Consider the following 18508-nt stretch of genomic DNA (forward strand, 5'->3'; position numbering starts at 1 on the left):
TCAGGACGGCATGGCGGACATGTCCATGTAGGCGACCTCCCAGTGGTGACCGTCGAGGTCGAGGAAGCTGCGGCCGTACATGAAGCCGTGGTCCTGCGGGTCCTTCGCGGGCTGGGCGCCCGCGGCGAACGCGTTGTCCACCAGCGTGTCCACCTCTTCGCGGCTGTCCGCGCTCAGGCAGATGATCGCCGAGGTGGTCTTCGAGGTGTCGGCGATCTCCTTGGTCGAGAAATCGGCGAACTTGGCCTTGTCGAGCACCATCACGAAGATGTTCTCGCTGACCACGAGGCTGGAGCCGGACTCGTTCGAGAACTGCGGGTTGGTCTCGAAGCCGAGCTTGTTGTAGAACGCGGTCGACTTCGCGACGTCGTTCACGGGCAGGTTGACGAAGATCATCTTGGACATGGCAAGCCTCATCTCACGATGGTTGGTGTATCCCCAGGAAACCTCTGTGTCCGCCGGACACATGGTGTACGGTAGACACATCAGGGTGGCGTCGGCAAGTCCCAAATCGTGAACGGAGAGCGGATGGCAGAGAGCGTTTCCGAGGAGAGTGCCGAGCGCCTGTGGGGCCTTCGCGACCGCCCCGCACCCAAGACCAGGCCGGCATTGAACCTCGAACGCGTGGCCGCCGCCGCCATCGAACTCGCCGACGCCGAAGGCATGCCCGCGGTCTCGATGCAGCAGGTCGCCGCCCGCCTCGGCGTCACCAAAATGGCGCTCTACCGCCACGTCGCGAACAAGGCGGAACTGGTCGCGGTGATGATCGAAACGGCCGTCGGCGAGCCACCGGACCTGACCGCGATCCCTGACTGGCGCGAGCGCCTGGCGACGTGGGCCGAGGGCATGCGCACGGCCTGGCAGCGGCACCCGTGGCTCCCGGTCGCCACGGTGGGGGACAGGATGGAAGGCCCCCGCGAGATCGGCTGGACGGAATCGGCGGTCGCCGCGCTCGAGGGCACCGGCCTCGACGGTGGCGAGCGCATGGACGCGGTCTTCCTGCTCAGCGGCCACATCCGCAACACCCAGTCCGCCGACACCGCGGGCACCCAGCCATGGACCTCCGGCCGCGAGCTCAACCCGGTGATCACCGACCTGCTCGCCCGCCACGGCTACGCCTTCCCCGCGCTCGTCGCGGCCACCGCCTCGGTCGACGGCGCCCCGCTCGACAACGGCTGGCGGTTCGGCCTCGACCGCATCCTCGACGGCCTCGCCGTCCTCATCGACTCCCGCAGGTCGTGAGCTTCGCCGATCGTTGCGAAAGGAGGAATCTGGACGTTGAGCGGCCAGATTCCTCCTTTCGCACCGCCCTCGCCTCACCTCCGGCGCCGACCTAGCGAGGCTAGGTCTCGCACCAGCCTGAGCGAGTGAAAGCTTTACTGCATCCAACGCAGCAAAGCTTCCACTCGCCCGCGCCAGAGGCCTCCGTCGCGAAGCGAGGGTGCCCCCGAGTGCGTACTACGCACCCAATGGCACCCTCGCTCCATGCCTGACCGAGGCTTGAGCGCGCCTCGCCAGACTTGGTGAAGGAGTCCCTCACCAGTCAGCTCACGACTCCTTGAACTCGGCGCGGACGCCCAGTAGCCGGATCGGGCGGTCGAGGTCGAACTTGGCCAGCACGGCGAGCGCGGCCGCTTCGAGGTCGGCGGCGGACGCGATCGGTTCCGGCAGGGTCATGCTCCGAGTCTGGGTGAAGAACGGCTTGAACCGGACCTTCACCGCGACCCGCGCGACGGGCCTGTCTTCGGCGACGACGTCCTCGAACACCCGGTGGGCCAAGACCTTGATCTGCGCGGTGATGTCCTCGGACTCGGTCAGGTCCTGCTGAAAGGTCGTCTCGCGGCTACGGGAACGCGGGACGTACGGGGTCGCCGTGACCTCGGTGTCGCCGAAACCGTGCGCGAGCACGCGAAACCACGGGCCCATCGTCGGGCCGAAGCGCTCGGCCAGCATCGCCGGATCGGCGGCGGCGAGTTCGCCGACCGTGTGCATCCCCATGGCGGCGAGCTTCTTGGTGGTCTTGGCGCCGATGCCCCACAACGCGTCGGTGGGGCGCGAACCCATCACCTCGACCCAGTTCTCCTTGGTGAGCCGGTAGATCCCCGCCGGTTTCGCGAAGCCGGTGGCGAGTTTCGCGCGCAGCTTGTTGTCGCCGATGCCGATCGAGGACGCCAGGCCGGTCGAGTCGGCGACCGCCTGCCGAAGTTCCTGCGCGAGCGCTTCGGGGTCGTCGGTGCGCACGCCGAGGAAGGCCTCGTCCCAGCCGAGCACCTCGACCACGATCGGGAACTCGCGCAGCGTGTCCATCACGTGCGCGGAGACCTCGAGGTACGCGGGCGCGTCCGAGGGCAGGAAGATCGCGTCGGGACAGCGTTTCGCCGCCAGGCGCAAGGGCATGCCGGAGTGGATGCCGAACTCGCGCGCTTCATAGGACGCCGTCGCGACGACGGCGCGCTGGGTCGGGTCGTCGTTGCCGCCGACGACCACGGGCAGCCCGCGCAACTCGGGACGCCGGGCGACCTCGACCGCGGCGATGAACTGGTCGAGGTCGAAGTGCAGGATCCAGTCCTTCACAGACCCCAGTGTGCGTGACCTGCGCCGATCAGGCGACCGGGGCCACGTAGACCCACTGGCCGTCCACCCGCGAGAAGGCGCTGTTCTCGTGCATGGAGTCCTTGACGCCGTCGGCGATGTAGTGCGCGCGGAACTCCACGGTGCCCTCGGTGTGGAAGGGGCCGCCGCCGGTCTTGCCGAGAATCTCCAGGCGGGTCCAGCGCTGCCCGGCGTCGAGTTCGAGCTCCGGCGGCGGCTCCAGCCAGGTCCGGCGGAGATAGGCGGTGTCGCCCACCGCGAACGCGCTGAAGCGGGAACGCATCAGCTGTTCGGCGGTGGACGCCGTCGCCTGGCCGTCGTGCAGACGGCCGCAGCATTCGTCGTAAGGCAGGCCGTAGCCACAGGGACAGCGCCCGCCCGTCACCCGCCACCACCCTCAACGGAGGCGCTGCGCGCCGCTGTGTTCATAAAAAGAGAACTTACTTCAGTCGACTAGCTTCACCGTCACGGTGGGGCTGTAGGTCTTCTGGCGGCCGCCGAAGCCGTGTTCGGCGCCGATGCTGAGCTGAATGGCCCTGTCGGCGGGGGCCCAATAGCCGGTACGGACGAAATAGGCGTCCATTGTGCAAAGGCGTTCGCAGGATTTCTTGGCGCAGATGGTTTCCCAGCCCCATTGCCTGCCGGTGTGCTCGACCCCGTTGCGGCGGACGAAGAGCTTCGGGTTGCCGATCTCCTTGGAGTACGTGGTGCCTTCGGCAACGTAGAGGACGCCATCGATCTTGTAGGCGCGGTCGTTGTTGAGGAGGCTGACCTGACCGGAGATCTCGAAGCTCACCCTGCCACCGCGGCTGCCCGGCAGTGTCCAATGCAGACTGAACTCCCGGACCGGAACTTCCACGGACTGTGTCACGGCGACTCATCCTCCCATTCGTTTTACGCAGGAGTGGTCGCCTGATGGTAAGGAGTTTCCCCGGGTTTCCCCTATATGAAAGGGATTTCTTCACTCGAAGGGTGGTCTGGAGCATTTATCGCGATAGGTGCATGTGACGGACTAGTGCCGAGAGTGGACCGTTTCGAAGCGCATCCGGGTGACCCAGGCTGTGATGTGCGCGCGTGTCGGCAAGTCGAGTTTGGTCCTGATGTGCTCGAGATGGCTTACGACCGTACGGGGCGAGATCGTCAGCCGGACGGCGATCTGCTTGTTGGTCAGTCCTTGTGCGACAAGGTCCGCGACCTGATGCTCTCGCGGCGTCAGTACCTGCTCAGAGTCCCACGCGGGCACCGTCGGCAGGGTGTCGTGCAGCGCGTACTCGATGGCCTGTTCGGCCGTCAGCGCGGCGCCTTCCGCTTGCGCGCGCATCACCTTCGCCTCGGGAAGCTGGCGGCGGGCGGTCGCCGTCTCCTCGTCCATCAGGCGCGCGGACCATGGCTCGGTGACCGCGTTGATGGCGAGTTTGGTCGCCTTCGCCGCGGCGAAAAGCCGCAGTGCCCGCTCGGGTTGACCGGAACGCGCTGCGACGGCGGCCAGTCCTTCTAGTGCTTCCGGGGGACTGTCGGCGTCGAGCATCGTCGCCGTCAGTGAGCGGGTGAACTGCCGGGCTGCTTCTTCGAGCTGATCGCGCATCAACGCGATCGTGCCGGCGGTGTGCGTGACGGCCGCGAGCGTCGCTTCCTCCGGATTGCTCTCCAGCAAGGCCAGCACCTCGTCCACTGTGGACTGAGCGTCGGCGTAGCGGCGGCGCAGCACCAGATCCCAGGCCACCAGCGCGAGGGTGCTGGCGAGCATCGCGGGCCGGTCGAGCGAGCGGAGCAGTTCGACCGCGCGCACGTCGACGTCCAGCGCCGAAGCCGCGTCCTCGAGCCCGCGATAGGCCGAGCTGAGCGCCATCAGCGCGCGCACCACCAGCGTCGGCTGGTCGAGCCGCGAGCTCAGCGTCAGGCTTTCCTTGGCGTGCAACTCGGCTTCGACATAGTCACCCCGGATCTCCAGCCCGCGCGCGAGTTCGATCAAGCCGCGTGCGCGGATCGGGGAATCCTCGGGCAGCGACGGCACTATCCGCTCGATGAGCTGCCTGGTCTGCCGGAAGTCGCCCTGCCGCCGCCACCACGACGCCAGCGCGAGCGCCAGCAAGGGGAACCGGGCGTCCTTCAGTTCCTCGGCCACCGTCACGGCGTAGTGGAGCAGATGCTGCTCTTCGTAGATCTGCAACGGGTTTTCGTCGGCGTCGAACAGCCAGTCCTCGGCCAGCGCCGCGAGCCAGGCGAGCAGCCGCTCGTGCGCGCCGGGAAGTTCGTGCTCGTCGGCCAGCCGCTCCCTGCCGAACTTGCGCAGCGACTCCAGCAGCGCGAACCGGGTCGCGGTGCCGGGCCGCGCCACCAGCAGCGACTTCGCGGCGAGGTCGGTCAGCACCGGCCACAGCTCGTCCGGCCCGGTGCCGAGGTCGGCGCAGACCGCGGTGGCGGCCTGCATGTCGAACGCGCCGGGCAGGATCGCGACCCGGCGGAAGACCTCCTGGCCGAGCGGGCAGAGCAGGTCGTAGCTCCACTCGATGGCCGCGCGCAGGCTCTGATGCCGCTCCGGCGCGGTGCGGGCACCACCGGCGAGCAGGTCGAGCCGCTGGTCGGCCTGCTCCAGCAGCGAGGCGGGCGGCAGCACGCCGATCTGCCGCGCGGCGAGTTCCACGGCCAGCGGCAGCCCGTCCAGCCGCCTGCACAGTTCCGCGACCACCGGGACCAGCTCGTCGGTCAGCTCCCAGGTCGGCACCGCCGAGCGGGCCCTGTCGACGAAGAGCCGGACGGCGTCCACCCCGCGCGGGTCCCCGGTCGATGTCGCCGCGGCGACCAGCGGTTCGATGCTGAAGATGACCTCGCCGAGCGTGCGCAGCGCCTCGCGGCTGGTGGCGAGCACATGCAGCTGCGGATGGGAATCGGAGAGCTGTTCGAGCAGCGCGGCGCAGTCGTCGACGAGGTGCTCGCAGCTGTCGAGGACGAGCAGTGCGTTGCCGCGGTCCTCGTTGATGGGCTTCCAGCCGTTGCGGCCGTCGCGGATCGCGGCGTTGACCGCCTCGGTGACCTGCGAGCCGTCCGAGAGCGGGGCCAGGTCGACCCACCAGACGCCGCCGCCGTAGCCGCGCCCGGCGATCGCGCGCAGGAATTCGCCTGCCAGCCGGGACTTGCCGACGCCCGCGCAGCCGACCAGCGTGACCATCCGGTTCTTCGCCAGCACCCCGCGCAGCTCGGTGAGCTCGCGTTCCCTGCCGATGAACCGGTCGCGCGGCGGCGGGCACACGTAGCGCTTCTGCACGGCGGCACCGGGCTGGCGGACGGCGGGTTTCGGCGGGTCGGTGGTGCTATTGCCGACTGCTATCACCCCGCGGCCGGACCGGAACTGCCCGTGCAGGGTCATCGCGGGCATGCCGACGCCCTTCGCGAGTTCCCGCCAGGTGACACCCTGCCCGCGTGCGCCCGCCACCGCGGCACGCAGCGCGGAGGCGCTGACCCGTTGCAGCTCGGCCAAAGCGGCCGCTTGGTCGATACCCGGTTCGAGGCGGGTGGACGCGGCGATCAGCTGCTCCAGCCTGCCGAGGTAGTCCGCCAGCGCGGGCTGGTCACTCCCCTCGGGGGACGCATCGCCGGTCACGTCTACAAAGCGTAACTGATTGGCCTCAATTCGTGTACTAGGCTCGTACACGATCGATCAGATGGACCCTGTTCATTACGTACAGAGCGCGTCTATCAGGCGTTTACCGGTACACAGGAGGATGACGGCAGGATACTGCCCGATTTTCCGATGCGCACCCACCGGCTCCGGCCGGAGGATCAGGATCTGTCGAAAAGGAATTTCAAGGGGGTTTGGTGTTCGACCTGGCGGACTGCTGCCAGCAGTGTGGAGCCGCGCTGCCCGTCCGAGCGGAACAAGATCCCGGGCGGCGTGCTCGATACTGCTCCAACGCGTGCCGTCAGCGTGCCTACCGGCAGCGGACCCGCAGCGAACCCGGCGAGGACCACGCGCTCGTCCCGCGTGCCTTCGCCGCCGAACTGACCGCCCCGATCGACAGCTTCCTCGGGCGCGACGCCGACCTCGCCGAGGTCGCCCGCTCGCTGCGGCGCACCAGGCTGATGACGCTGACCGGCCCCGAGGGCATCGGCAAGACCCGCTTCGCGATCGAGCTGGCCACCCGCACCCGCGGCGTGCGCCCCGACGGCATGCTGCTGGTCGAGCTGGCCGCGGTGACCGGCGGCGAGCTGGTCCCGCAGACGGTCGCCGGTCTGCTCGGCATCCCCGAGCAGCCGGGTGAGCCGGTGGCCGCCGCGATCGCGCGGGTGGTGGGCTCGCGCCGGGTGCTGATCGTGCTCGACCAGGCGGAGCATGTCGCCGCCGACTGCGCGCACCTGGTGGAACTGCTGCTCGGCCGCTGCCCCGGATTGCGGGTGCTGGTCACCAGCCGCGCGCCGCTGGGCGTGCCGGGCGAGATGATCTTCGCGGTCGGCCCCCTTTCGGCCGCCGCGTCCGCGCGCTTGTTCTCCGAGCGCGCCGGCACCATCGGCGAAGACGGCTTCGCGACCGTCGAGACTATCTGCGAGCGGCTCTCCGGGATCCCGCTCGCCATCGAGCTGGCCGCCAGGCTCGCCGACACGCTGCCGATCGGCGCGATCGGGACGAGGTTCACCTCGGCTGGCCGCTATGGACTGGCCGCCGCGCTCACCGTCACCCATGACCTGCTGGGCGCGCAGGAGAAGCGGGTCTTCCGCAGGCTTTCGTTGCTCGAAGCCGGTTTCGACGCGGACATGGCGAAGGCCGTGTGCACCGATACCGGCATTTCCGGCAAGGACGTCGAGGGACTGGTGCGGTCGCTCGCACACCGGTCGCTGGTCATCGCCACCGGTGTGCCCGGCGGGCCGACGCGGTATCACCAGCTCGAAGCGATCCGGCGGTTCGGCGAGGAGCGGCTGAACGAGGCAGCCGAGTCGGGCCCGTGGCGGGCACGCGGTATCGACTGGGCGGTCGCGTTGTGCCGCCCGCTCGTCGACGCGGTGTTCACGCCGAGCGCGCCGCCGGGGCTCATCGAACGGCTATCGGACGAGAGCAAGAATCTGCGCAAAGCGGTCGAAGCCGCCTGCGAGCGCGGCGACGACCGCGAATTGCTGCTCGCGACGGCGTTGACGGTCTGCTGGCGGCGTCAGGGCTATATGTCCGAGGGACGGAAGCTGCTCACGACGGTGCTCGCGCGGACGCCGTGTTCACCGGCCGACCGCAGCCTCGCGCTCGTGCATCTGGCCTGGCTCGAGGTGATGGACGGCAACAAGATCGTCGCGCGCCAGCTCGCCGAGCGCGCGTTCGCGTTCGCGCGGACGGCCGACAGCCCGCTCGCGGTCGCCCGCGCGCTGAGTGTGCTCGCCGGTATCAGGGTGTCGCTGGGCGACTACGGGCCCGCTTGTGTCTGCTATCAGGAATGCCTCGACATTCTTCGCGAGATTAAGGAAATACCCAGCCCGCTCGACATAGCGTTCTGTCGTCACAACTATGCGTGGGCGGCTCTGCAGAACGGTGACAATGAGCGAGCGCACGAACTCGTTTCCGCCGCGTTGCCGGTGCTGCGCGCGAACGGCGCGAAGCTGACCGCGATCCTGCACACGGCGGGCGTGGTCGCGTTGGCTCGTAAAGAACTCGACCGGGCCGAGGCGTTGTTCACCGAGGGTTTGATGTTGCAGCCCGGTGATTTCCGCGGCCCCGCGTACCTCATCGACGGGCTCGCCGTCGTCGCCGCCCGCAAGGGCCAGGCGGAGCGCGCGCTGCGGCTGATAGGTGCGTCGGCGCGCATGCGTAACGCCGTGCAGGGCGAGGAAAGCCCGCGCTGGCGCGAACAACTCGAAGCCGCCGAGACCTCCGCGCGGCGCCTGCTCGCGCCGTCCGCCGCCGAAGCCGCGCTGGCGGCGGGCCGTCGCCTGCGCCGCGAGCAAATCATCGACTATGCGCGTGGGCGCGGACACGCGGTGTTGTCCGGCATGTGAAGAGCTCGGCGCGACTTGACGTAGTGCGGTGAGCGTGGATGGCGGCTTCCGTTGCCCGGTTTCAGGATGAGAAGCCGATTCATCTCATACCATCGCCACCGTAGGAGTGCCACGGCAATGGAAAACGCTGAAGTAGCGGCCTATCTGGACCGGATCGAAGCGCGAAGGCCGGATGAGGTGGACTTCGACGCGTTACGTCACCTGCAACAGCGCCATCTGGAGTCGATTCCGTTCGAGACCTTCGGCTTCCAGTTCAAGGAGCCAATCGGACTCGGGGAAGCCGTGCTGGACAAGGTGGTCCACGGCAGGCGGGGCGGTGCTGGCGCCGAACTGAATTCCTTGTTCGCGTCGCTTTTGCGTGAACTGGGGTTCAAGGTCTCGTTGCTCGGCGCGCGCGTGGTCGGCGGCGACGGACGGCTTGGCCCGCTGAACGGTCATCTTGTGCTGAAGGTGGATCACCACGAACCTTGGCTGGTGGACGTCGGATACTGGTTCGCCGCAAGGAAACCGCTCAGGCTCGATCTGCGGCACACGCAAAGCGACTTCGAAGGGGAGTTCCAGGTGATCGACGCGCCGGACGGCGACGTCGACGTGCTGCGGGACGGGAATCCCTTGTACCGCGTGGAAGTCCGTGAGCGTTCACTCACCGACTTCGAGGCGCCACTGTGGTGGCTGCGCACCGCGCCGGATTCTCCTTTGGACAGTGCACTGTGGGCGTCCATCGCCACCCCGGCAGGCCGGATCAAGCTGAAGGGCCGCGTGCTGACGCGGATCGAACAGGGCAAGCGGACCATCGAGGTGCTGGAGGACGACGAGTTCCTCGACGAGGTGCGCAAGTCGTTCGGCATCGAACTGGACCGGCTGCCGGAACTGCCGGGGAGAGACCCGGTTTTGAACTGAATGGAAAGGAGGTTTACCCGAGCGCGCCACGAGAGCGCTTTCCTTTTCACCCGACGAACACGACAAAGACGGGACGTTGGCCGATGCGCACCTGGCTGAACTCACCGAACGAATCCCTGCTCTTCTGGCCGGAATGGCCGGATCCCCCCGGCGCGAGCCTGGCCGACTGGATCAGGGCGATGACGCGCTGACCCTCCACTCCGCCGGGGCCTGGACGCTGTCCCCGTCGGCAGGCCTTGCCGATGGTGCGCCGTCGACGGTGGCGGACCCCTGTGTCCGCCACCGCCCTGGATACCTCAGGTGTTTCGCCGCCTCGGGAAAGGGGCACTGCCTGCTGTGCGGCAGGCGGTTTCACAGGCCTCTGACCTGGTAGTACTCGGGTTGTCCACATTGCCTTGGGGTTGTGGACAACCCTTTGTTTTCGGCTGAGGCGTCGTGGGGCTTCGATAAGCTGGACGTGGGGCCGGCCCCCTGGGAGTGGCGGGGGTGGGGTTTTGTGGCTCACGGGGGAATTTTCGGAAACGTCAGCGCCGCCAAGGCGTCCGCCGCGGCGAGACAGATCGCGCGGCGACGAGGTCCGCCAGGTTGACAGCGCCGGCCGGACCTGACGGACCGGGCCCGCCCGACCTGGTCACGAGTGCCACCCTCTGCGAGCATCCAAGACCGGGGATGTGCTCGCAGAGGGAACGGGAGTCCGGCTCATGGGCGTCGGCAAGGTCGAGATCTGCATCGTCGGCGCCGGTCCGCGCGGACTGTCCACTTTGGAGCGATTACTCGCCAACGAGCGCGCGTCGCCGTCGTGTGCGGCGCTGGTCATCCACGTCGTCGACCCTTCGGAGCCCGGCGCCGGCACGATCTGGCGTGCCGACCAGTCACGGCATCTGCTGATGAACACCGTTGCCTCGCAGATCACCATCTACACCGACGAGAGCACTCAGATCGACGGGCCGATCGAGCCGGGCCCGAGTCTTTACGAGTGGACCAAGACGTTCTCCGACTCGACCGAGCTCGACGACGCCACGCTCGCCGAAGCGCGCGACCTCGGCCCTGACAGCTATCCGACGCGCGCGTTCTATGGCCGCTATCTGCACAGCAGCTTCCAGAACGTGGTCGTCCGCGCGCCGGAGCACGTCAAGGTCGTCGTCCACCAGTCACGCGTGATCGCGATGGCCGACACACTCGGCGTGTTCGGCGGCCCGCAGGGCGTGCGGCTCGACAACGGCGTCCGGCTCAACCAGCTCGACGCGATCGTGCTCGCGGTCGGGCATGTGCCCGCGCACCTGTCACCGCGCGAGGAGCGCACCGCGCAGCTCGCGCGGATCCACTACCTGACCTACATCACCCCGGCCAACCCGGCGGACCTGGACCTCGGCCAGATCGAGGCGGGGCAGCCGGTGCTGCTGCGCGGGCTCGGCCTGAACTTCTTCGACCACATGGCGTTGTTCACCTCCGGTCGGGGCGGCTACTTCGCGCGCGAGGACGGCAGGCTGGTCTATCGCGCGTCCGGCAACGAGCCCAAGCTGTACGCCAGCTCGCGGCGCGGCGTGCCGTATCACGCGCGCGGCGAGAACGAGAAGGGCGCGACCGGGCGGTATCACCCCCGGCTGCTGACGCCGGAGTACATCGCGGAACTGCGCCGCCGCGCGGAAGAGGGCGTGCGCGTGCAGTTCACCTCGGAGCTGTGGCCGGTCATCGCGAAGGAGGTCGAGAGCGTCTACTACGGCACGCTCCTCGAGTCCTGGGGCCGCGGCGACGAGAAGGACGCCATCATCGGCAAGTACCTCGCGTTGCCGCCGGACGAGGATCCCGGCTGGCTGCTCGATTCCTACGGCATCACCCCGGCGCACCGCTGGGACTGGGAGAAGCTCACGAACCCTTACGGGGACCGTGAGTTCGCCGACCGCGAGCACTTCACCGCCTGGCTTCTCGAGTACCTGCACGAGGATGTCCGCGCGGCACGCGCCGGCAACGTCAGCGGGCCGCTCAAGGCGGCGCTGGACGTGTTGCGGGACCTGCGCAACGACATCCGCCTCGCGGTCGACCACGGTGGCCTGGAAGGGAATTCGCACCGCGACGATCTCGAAGGCTGGTACACCCCGCTCAACGCGTTCCTCTCGGTCGGCCCGCCGGTCTCGCGCATCGAGGAGATGATCGCGCTGATCGAGGCCGGGGTGCTGGTGATCACCGGGCCCGGCACGGTCATCCGGCTCGATACGAAACACCGGGTGTTCATCGCCGAATCCGAGCTGGTGCCCGGCAAGCCGATCCGCGCGACCGTGCTCATCGAGGCGCGGCTGCCGGAGCCGGACCTGCGCCGCACGGCCGACCCCCTGCTGCGCCAGCTGCTGGCCACCGAGCAGATCAGCCCCTACCGCATCGAAAGCGACGACGGCACGTTCCACGAGACGGGCGGGCTCGCCGTCACCGACCGGCCGTACCACGTGATCGACGGGCACGGCCGCGCCCACCCGCGTCGGTTCGCGTACGGGGTGCCGACCGAATCCGTGCACTGGGTGACCGCCACCGGCATCAGGCCTGGCGTCGATTCGGTGACACTGCGCGATTCCGACGCGATCGCGCGCGCCGTGCTGGCGCTGACGCCGGTCGCGCACGTGCCGAGCGAGCAGCGCCGGATCGCCGAGGAGGCTCAGCTCGCGGGAGTGATCGTGTGAGCGTGGAGAAACGCCGAAGCCGCGCCGGCATGATCGGCGCGGCACCTTCCCGGGCTTCGTCGACATCGTTGTCATACAACGAATCCGGGCTTGCCCGAAGAGCTGTTCCGGTCAACGGAACGGGATTCCCGCGCAGTGGCGGGGCTCCACGCCGGCCGGTGCTCGGCCGTCCTGGAGCCCCGAAACCGCGTCAGCCGGGGGAGGAGTGGTCAGGACACGAAGCTCATGCCCTGGTCGGTGCTGCCGCTCAGCGCCGCCGCCGCGTGCGCCGCGGAGGCCAGCGTGATGTGACGGTGCCAGCCGTCATAGGAACGACCGGCGAAGTCCCTGATCCCCACCTTGTCGGCGATCTCGGTGAAGTCCTGGTCGACGCGGTTGACCAGCTTGCTCAGCCGCAGCAGCGTCGCGGGCGGGACGCCCGTCAGGTCGGTGAGCCACAGCTCGGCGGGCCACGGCCTGCCGCTGGTGCCCTCGCCGAGGAGGAGGAACTCGCCTCGCCCGCAGTACGGCATGCGCACCCTTACGGCGGCGGCCAGGCTCATCCTGGTGGCCGTGCTGGAACCGTGGTCGGTCCAGGTGACCGTGCGGCGGAAGTCCCGTGCCGCACCCATGATCTGCTGGGCGGGCAGCGCTTCCGCGCTGTGCCCTGGCAATGCCGGATCGGCCGCGGTGAGCCGGAGCGTGCTGGTGATCCTGATGAGCAGCGGGACGCCCGCCATCCGCAGCTTGCGCACGGCGGCGATGACGTCCATCTCCCGCGCGTCCATGACCAGCGGCAGCACCGGGAGGTCCTGCCTGGCCGCGGTCTCGAGGTAGGCCTCGATCGCGCAGTCGCCGAGCGACTCGAGCCCGGCGCCGTCGGGGATCGACGCGCGGCTGCGCCGCTGGCCGTCGTCCAGCCAGGCCTGCGACAGGTGCAGCCGCCAGCCCACCGGGCTGCTCAGCTCCTCCGAGGCGGCCCAGACACCGATCGCCTGCTGGGCGTTGAGCGCCTGCCCGAGCGAGGGGCAGAAGCGCCGCGAGACCCCGACCGAGTGCCGTCCCGCCTTGGGGATGACCATCGGCCTGGCCACCCAGGCCTGTGGTGGCGCGTTGCGCGCCACGTACTTGGCCAGCGCGCGGCGCACCGGCGTCCAGTCCCAGGTGGAGTCGCTGATGAAGTGGTGCAGGCTCTGTTCGGTGGCTTGGCCGCCGACCAGTGCCGCGATGTTCCGTATCGACTTGCGGCCCGGCGCGCACAGCAGGCCACGCAGGTATTCCACGCCCTTTCTGCGCTGGTCACTCCGTGGCAGCGACGCGAACAAGGCCGAACACAGTTCGGTCAGGATCACGTCGTAGGCGTCGGTCCTCACCGGCGCCTGGCTGCGGTATTCAGTTCTGTCCATTGTGTGCAACATTGCGCTCCCCTTGAACCCAGTTCATCGGTGTCGCGGGCTGGGGAAGCTGCCGGGCGGTCCCATACGCGACACTGTGTTATCGCTTCGAACTGTCGGGGAATCACCTCAGGGCGGCGCCGAAGCGGAGGAAATTCCCGAGGTTAACGCTAAGTTATCGCACTGTCGCTGCTACACCCCTAAAGGCCCCTAAACCCGCGAACACCCGACCTTTCCCAGGTGCCGGAAAAACATTGGGTGAGTTTTCGGGCCTTTTCGCAACGGTAGGGGTTTTCGTAACGCCCCTATTTTTCGTAACATTGGACGATCTTCGTAACGCGGCCCGGGATTCCGGCACGCACCTGACGGACTAAGTCTCACCCCGTGTGTTCCCTTGCATCGTTCGGCGCAAGATAGACATACGTCAGTTTCAGACAAGCGAACCAGGTGGGTAGCGATGATCAGCACGCGGCTCGACACCCGATTCCCCGATGCCAGGCAGCAGCCCGTCTGGGGATCCGAGGCGGCGGCCGGGCGTGTGCGTGACGAGCTTCGCCACGCACCCGGCCTGGTCCGGTCCACCGACGTCCGGCTGCTCCGCATGCTGCTCGCCAGGGTCGCCGAAGGTGAGGCGCTGGTCGTCCAAGCGGGCGACTGCGCCGAAGATCCCGCCGAGTGCGCTGAGGGCCCCATCGCACGCAAGGCCGCGCTGCTCGCCACGCTGGCCGACGAACTGACCAAGGTGACCGGCAAGCCCGTACTGCGTGTCGGCCGGATCGCGGGCCAATTCGCCAAGCCGCGCTCCAACGACACCGAAACCGTCGACGGCGTCGAGCTTCCGGTCTACCGGGGTCACCTGGTCAATTCGCCCGAAGTGGACCGGGAGGCCCGTGAAGCCAACCCGCGCCGCCTCGTCGACGGTTACCGCGCGTCGCGCCAGGCGATGGACCACCTCGGCTGGAACTCGCCGGACCGGATGAGCGTCGACCTGACCGAGCGCGTGTGGACCAGCCACGAGGCGCTGCTGCTGGACTACGAGACGCCGTTGCTGCGCCGGGACGCGCACGGCCGCCGCCTGCTCACCTCGACGCACTGGCCGTGGATCGGCGAGCGCACCCGCGGGCTCGGCGGCGCGCACGTGGCGCTGCTGTCGGACGTCGCCAACCCGGTCTCGGTGAAGGTCGGCCCCGGCATGACGCCCGCCGAGCTGACCGTGCTGCTCGCCAGGCTCGACCCGGCAGGCGAGCCCGGCAAGCTGACGCTGATCGCGCGGATGGGCGCCGACGCCGTCGCCGATCGGCTGCCGTCGCTCGTCAAGACCGCGCGGATGGCCGGGCACCCGGTGATCTGGCAGTGCGATCCGATGCACGCCAACACCGTCACCGCGCCGGGCGGCTTCAAGACCCGGTACGTCGAGACGATCATGCGCGAGGTCGAGGGGTTCCAGGCCGCGGTCCGCGAGGGCGGCGGGGTCGCGGGCGGCCTGCACCTGGAGACCACGCCGGACGACGTCACCGAGTGTGTCGAGAACAAGTCGCAGGCGGGGCTGGCGGGGGAGCGCCGGACCACGCTCTGCGACCCGCGGCTCACCGCCGCGCAAGCACTGTCCGTCGTCGGAACCTGGAAGGCCTGAAGTCATGGGGAACAAGATCGCGTTCGTCACCGGGGCCGCGAGCGGGATCGGTGAAGCCGTCACCCGCGCGCTCGGCACTCAGGGCGCGACGGTCGCCGCCGCCGACCGCGACACCGAGCGGCTCGCCGGGACCGTCGAGAAGTGCGAACTGGCCGGGCTGAAGGTGCGGGCGTATCCGCTCGACGTCACGCGCTCCGCCGACGTCGAGGCCGTGGTCGACCAGGTCGAGCGCGACCTCGGCCCGATCGACCGGCTGGTCAACGCGGCGGGCATCCTCCGCATGGGCGCCGCCCGCGAACTCGCCGACGCGGACTTCGCCGACACCTTCGCGGTCAATGTCACCGGCGTCTTCAACGTCTCCCGCGCGGTCACCAACCGGATGGTGCCGCGGCGGCGCGGCGCGCTGGTCACCGTCGCCTCCAACTCCGCGGGCACCCCGCGCACCGGGATGGCCGCCTACGCTGCGTCGAAGGCCGCCGCGACCATGTACACCAAGGTGCTCGGCCTCGAGGTCGCCGAGTACGGCATCCGCTGCAACCTCGTCCAGCCCGGCTCGACCGCCACCCCGATGCTCACCTCGATGTGGACCGACGAGACCGGCCGCCAGACCACCCTCGAAGGCAACCTCGGCGCTTACCGGCTCGGTATCCCGCTCAAGAAGCTGGCTCAGCCGTCCGACATCGCGGACGCCGTGCTCTTCCTGCTCTCCGACCGCGCCTGCCACATCACCTTGCACGAGCTCACCGTCGACGGCGGCGCGACGCTCGGCGTCTGACGCACCGACCTCACTGGAGACGATCATGCCCGGCTTGCCCAGCATCCAGCCTTACCCGATGCCCACCGAGAACACGCTGCCCGCCAACACCGCGAAGTGGACGGTCGACCCGGCCCGTGCCGTGCTGCTGGTGCACGACCTGCAGCGGTACTTCCTCAAGCCGCTGCCGGAGATGCTGCGCAAACGGATGCTGGGCAACGCGGCGCTGCTGCGCGCGCGGGCCGACGCGGCTGGCATGCCGGTCGCCTACACGGCGCAGCCCGGTGACATGACGGCTGAGGATCGCGGGCTGCTCAAGGACTTCTGGGGCCCTGGTATGCGCGTGGACCCGGCCGACCGGCTGGTCGTCGACGAGATGGCCCCCCGGCCCGGCGACTGGATGTTCACGAAATGGCGCTACAGCGCGTTCTTCCGCTCGAACCTGCTCGAGCGCATGCGTGACGAAGGCCGCGACCAGCTGGTCATCTGCGGGGTCTACGCGCACGTCGGCGTGATGATGAGCGCGGTCGACGCCTACACCAACGACATCCAGCCGTTCCTGGCCGCCGACGCGGTCGCCGACTTCTCCGAGGCCGACCACCGGCTCGCGCTCGACTACGTGGCCAAGCGCTGCGGCGTGGTCGCCGGCACCGAGCGGCTCGCCGGCCAGCTGGCCGTCACACGTGAATGGGAGTTCGCGGCATGAACCTCTTCGACACCATCCTCGCCGAGGACCCGCCCGCCTTCGCGCTGCTGCACCGCCCGGAGAGCGCCGGCGCCGGCAAGCTGGAGATCATCGTCGGCGAAGTGTCCACTCCGGACACACTCGCCGAGCTTCCGCTGACCGAGGCCCGCGGTCACCAGGTCCTCACGCTCGTGCCGTACCGCCAGCTCGCGGAGCGTGGTTTCGAAGCGCCGGACGACGCCGAGCCGCTGATCGCGCTGAGCGTCCGGTCGCAGGCCGTCGTCTCGGTCGGCGAGGCGTTGTGGCGGCTGCCGGACGTGCCGATTTCCCTTGAGGGCGGCCGATTCGACGTCGACGACGAGACCTACGCCGAGACCGTCCGCCGGGTCGTCGCCGACGAGATCGGCACCGGCGAGGGCGCGAACTTCGTCATCAAGCGCTCGTACCTCGCCGAGATCACCGGCTACACCGTCCACAGTGCACTGTCCTTTTTCAAGCGGCTGCTGCAGAAGGAGCAGGGCGCGTATTGGACGTACCTGGTGCACACCGGCGACCGCACTTTCGTCGGCGCCAGCCCCGAGCGGCACGTGAGCCTCGACCGCGGCACCGCGGTGATGAACCCGATCAGCGGGACCTATCGGTACGGCGAGGCCGGTGCTTCGCTCGCGGGCGTGCTCGACTTCCTCGCCGACCGCAAGGAAGCCGACGAGTTGTACATGGTCGTCGACGAAGAACTGAAGATGATGTCGCGTGTCTGTGACGGCGGCGGCCGCGTGCTCGGGCCGTTCCTCAAGGAGATGGCGAAGGTCGCGCACACCGAGTACTTGATCGAAGGCGCGACCAGCCGCGACCCACGCGAGATCCTGCGCGAGACGCTCTTCGCGCCGACGGTCACCGGCAGCCCGCTCGAAAGCGCCTGCCGCGTTATCAACCGCTATGAGCCACAAGGCCGCGGCTACTACAGCGGCGTCGTCGCGTTGATCGGCCGTGATGCCGACGGCGGGCACGCGCTGGACTCGTCGATCGTCATCCGCACGGCCGACATCTCCGCCTCCGGAGCCGTGAAGATCAGCGTCGGCGCGACGCTGGTGCGGCACTCGGACCCGCTGTCCGAGGTCGCGGAAACCCGCGCCAAGGCCGCGGGCCTGCTGGCCGCGCTGCGCACCGAAGTTCCCGTCCGTTACGCCGACGACCCGCGCGTGCGCGCGATGCTGGCCGAGCGCAACAAGTCCATCTCCGGCTTCTGGCTGGGGGAGCGGCGCGAAGCCGACAAGCTGACCGGGCGGGTGCTGATCGTCGACGCCGAGGACACGTTCACGTCGATGATCGAGCAGCAACTGCGTTCGCTGGGACTGGACGTCGATGTCCGCCGCTTCGACACGGACTACGACTTCGACGCCTACGACCTGGTCGTGATGGGCCCCGGCCCCGGCGACCCCCGGCACGCCGACCACCCCAAGATCGCGCGCCTGCACGACGCGGTGCGCACGCTCCTCCAGGACCGCAAGCCGTTCCTCGCCGTGTGCCTGAGCCACCAGGTGCTGAGCCTGCGGCTGGGGCTCCCGATCGCGCGCTGCCCCGAGCCCAACCAGGGCGTGCAGAAGGAGATCGACCTCTTCGGCAGGCGCGAAAAGGTGGGCTTCTACAACACTTTCGCCGCACAAAGCCACGCTGGCGCGTTCGCGCTGCCAGGTCTCGGCTGGGTCGAGGTCAGCCGTGATGCCGCCACCGGCGAGGTGCACGCGTTACGCGGCCGCGACTTCGCCTCGCTGCAGTTCCACCCAGAGTCCCTGCTCACGGCGGAGGGCATCCGGATTCTGCGCGATCGGATCAGCGGGCTGCTCGAAAGGGTGGTCGTTACCGGCCTGGCGGTCGCCGCGTAGGTTTTTTGTATCTCGACGGGCTTTCCTACCCTCCTGCTCATGT

Annotated in this window: 14 protein-coding genes; 8 read left to right on the plus strand and 6 right to left on the minus strand. The window is 68.8% G+C overall.

Features of this window, described 5'->3' with window-relative positions; translation table 11 throughout:
• Entirely contained in the window at positions 1-405 is a 405-nt protein-coding gene (locus tag ACFV15_RS27180) for a VOC family protein (protein ID WP_378353436.1), read from the minus strand.
• Between the two features lie 123 nt (positions 406-528).
• On the opposite strand from ACFV15_RS27180, the gene ACFV15_RS27185 reads away from it, so the two are divergent.
• Entirely contained in the window at positions 529-1242 is a 714-nt protein-coding gene (locus ACFV15_RS27185) for a TetR/AcrR family transcriptional regulator (protein ID WP_378353437.1), read from the plus strand.
• A 306-nt stretch (positions 1243-1548) separates the two neighbouring features.
• Here the strand turns inward: ACFV15_RS27185 and ACFV15_RS27190 are convergent, their stop codons facing one another.
• The 4 genes from ACFV15_RS27190 to ACFV15_RS27205 form a co-directional block, all read right to left on the minus strand.
• Positions 1549-2574 (minus strand): DNA polymerase IV, encoded by a 1026-nt coding sequence (locus ACFV15_RS27190; RefSeq protein ID WP_378353438.1) that lies wholly within the window; start codon positions 2572-2574, stop codon positions 1549-1551.
• A gap of 28 nt (positions 2575-2602) precedes the next feature.
• Positions 2603-2977, minus strand: coding sequence for a YchJ family protein (locus tag ACFV15_RS27195; protein WP_378353439.1), 375 nt, complete (start codon positions 2975-2977; stop codon positions 2603-2605).
• A 60-nt stretch (positions 2978-3037) separates the two neighbouring features.
• On the minus strand, positions 3038-3463 hold the full coding sequence (locus ACFV15_RS27200) for a hypothetical protein (RefSeq protein ID WP_378353440.1): 426 nt from the start codon (positions 3461-3463) through the stop codon (positions 3038-3040).
• A gap of 141 nt (positions 3464-3604) precedes the next feature.
• A complete protein-coding gene (locus ACFV15_RS27205) occupies positions 3605-6193 on the minus strand; it encodes a LuxR C-terminal-related transcriptional regulator (RefSeq protein WP_378353441.1) in 2589 nt (862 codons plus the stop codon).
• Between the two features lie 215 nt (positions 6194-6408).
• Here ACFV15_RS27205 and ACFV15_RS27210 point away from each other — a divergent pair, with 215 nt between their 5' ends.
• The 3 genes from ACFV15_RS27210 (at position 6409) to ACFV15_RS27220 (ending at position 12137) form a co-directional block, all read left to right on the plus strand.
• Entirely contained in the window at positions 6409-8565 is a 2157-nt protein-coding gene (locus tag ACFV15_RS27210; RefSeq protein WP_378353442.1) for an ATP-binding protein, read from the plus strand.
• 117 nt (positions 8566-8682) lie between these two features.
• Positions 8683-9465: an arylamine N-acetyltransferase gene (locus ACFV15_RS27215; protein ID WP_378353443.1), complete on the plus strand. Its 783-nt coding sequence runs from the start codon at positions 8683-8685 to the stop codon at positions 9463-9465.
• Between the two features lie 701 nt (positions 9466-10166).
• On the plus strand, positions 10167-12137 hold the full coding sequence (locus ACFV15_RS27220) for an FAD/NAD(P)-binding protein (protein ID WP_378353444.1): 1971 nt from the start codon (positions 10167-10169) through the stop codon (positions 12135-12137).
• A 209-nt stretch (positions 12138-12346) separates the two neighbouring features.
• Here the strand turns inward: ACFV15_RS27220 and ACFV15_RS27225 are convergent, their stop codons facing one another.
• The gene (locus tag ACFV15_RS27225; RefSeq protein ID WP_378353445.1) at positions 12347-13522 is read right to left on the minus strand and encodes an IS701 family transposase; all 1176 of its coding nucleotides are present in this window, start codon (positions 13520-13522) and stop codon (positions 12347-12349) included.
• 445 nt (positions 13523-13967) lie between these two features.
• On the opposite strand from ACFV15_RS27225, the gene ACFV15_RS27230 reads away from it, so the two are divergent.
• From ACFV15_RS27230 to ACFV15_RS27245, 4 genes are read left to right on the plus strand one after another with little or no spacing between them, the layout of a single operon-like run.
• The gene (locus tag ACFV15_RS27230) at positions 13968-15143 is read left to right on the plus strand and encodes a 3-deoxy-7-phosphoheptulonate synthase (protein WP_378353446.1); all 1176 of its coding nucleotides are present in this window, start codon (positions 13968-13970) and stop codon (positions 15141-15143) included.
• Between the two features lie 4 nt (positions 15144-15147).
• The gene (locus tag ACFV15_RS27235; RefSeq protein WP_378353447.1) at positions 15148-15918 is read left to right on the plus strand and encodes a 2,3-dihydro-2,3-dihydroxybenzoate dehydrogenase; all 771 of its coding nucleotides are present in this window, start codon (positions 15148-15150) and stop codon (positions 15916-15918) included.
• A 25-nt stretch (positions 15919-15943) separates the two neighbouring features.
• Positions 15944-16603 (plus strand): isochorismatase family protein, encoded by a 660-nt coding sequence (locus ACFV15_RS27240; protein ID WP_378353448.1) that lies wholly within the window; start codon positions 15944-15946, stop codon positions 16601-16603.
• On the plus strand, positions 16600-18465 hold the full coding sequence (locus ACFV15_RS27245; protein ID WP_378353449.1) for an anthranilate synthase family protein: 1866 nt from the start codon (positions 16600-16602) through the stop codon (positions 18463-18465). The genes ACFV15_RS27240 and ACFV15_RS27245 overlap by 4 nt, the downstream gene beginning before the upstream one ends.
• Positions 18466-18508 lie beyond the last annotated feature (43 nt).

Source organism: Amycolatopsis sp. NPDC059657 (assembly GCF_042734395.1).
GTDB lineage: Bacteria > Actinomycetota > Actinomycetes > Mycobacteriales > Pseudonocardiaceae > Amycolatopsis.